The sequence below is a fragment of the Protofrankia sp. Cr1 genome (assembly GCF_963555865.1).
Classification (GTDB): Bacteria; Actinomycetota; Actinomycetes; order Frankiales; family Frankiaceae; genus Protofrankia.
Genome location: NZ_CAUVXO010000061.1, coordinates 17,094 through 18,060, shown reverse-complemented (window position 1 = coordinate 18,060; position 967 = coordinate 17,094). Strand labels below are relative to the sequence as shown.

General features: G+C 66.2%; 1 protein-coding gene. It reads left to right on the top strand.

Features of this window, described 5'->3' with window-relative positions:
• Positions 1-161: 161 nt before the first annotated feature.
• The coding region (locus tag U9980_RS08085; RefSeq protein WP_322767369.1) for a helix-turn-helix transcriptional regulator at positions 162-967 on the top strand (806 nt) is incomplete at its 3' end.

The following is a 967-nucleotide window of genomic DNA, read 5'->3' as shown; positions in this document are numbered from 1 at the left end:
GACCCCGATAATGTCAACATCGACAGGTGTCCCACAAAGGTCGGTTGCCCGGTCAACGGCATCTGAATCTTCGCCGGACAGGTGATCACCGCCCTGTCCGGACACCTCCACCCATGTCCCAGCTGCCGGTGTCCGGGCGATAACCCACAGGACGGTTGACCATGACAGACAGCGCGGCGAACAGCGCGGCGAACAGCAACGTCCAGCGGGATGCCCAGCAACGGGAGCTCGGCAAATTCCTGCAGGCCCACCGCGAGCGGACACCCGGCCTCCTGCGGGAGGAAGTGGCGCAGCTGTCTGGCCTGGGGCTCGCCTGGTACACCTGGCTCGAGCAGGGACGGGTACCGGTTTCCCCGCAGGTTGTCGAAGCCGTGGCACGCACGCTGCGGCTGGACGACGGGGCCCGACGACACGTCCTGGCGCTCGCGGGTCTGCACGTGCCACCGGTGGCGCGCCGACACCTCCATGATCGACTCCGTGGTACGGCACGGCTGCTCCAACCCGTCCTGGACAGTTGGGCGACGAGCCCCGCGCTGCTGCTGGACCACAGGTTTGACATCACCGGGTGGAACGACGCCTACGCCGCGCTGTGGACGGACCCTGCCCTCGTCGACGACCGGCGCCGAAACCTCATATATCTGATGATCACCAGCCGTTTGCTCAGCAGCACGCTGAATGACTGGGAGTCCGTGACAAAGGCCATGCTCGCGCAGTTTCGGAACCACGCCGATCGCAATCCCCGCGACGACCGGACCGACGAACGCACCCGGGAGATATTCGCACTGCTCGAGGCCGACAAACCTGAGCTGCGCCATTGGTGGGAAAGCCGGACGGCGCATGAGTTCACCAGCCGGACGGTCACGGTCAGCACCGCGACCGTCGGCGACATCCGCCTGGTGCTCTCGTCGTTGCGCCCGATGGATGACCCGGACTCAACCATCCTGCTGCAGACCCCGGTCAGCCAGCC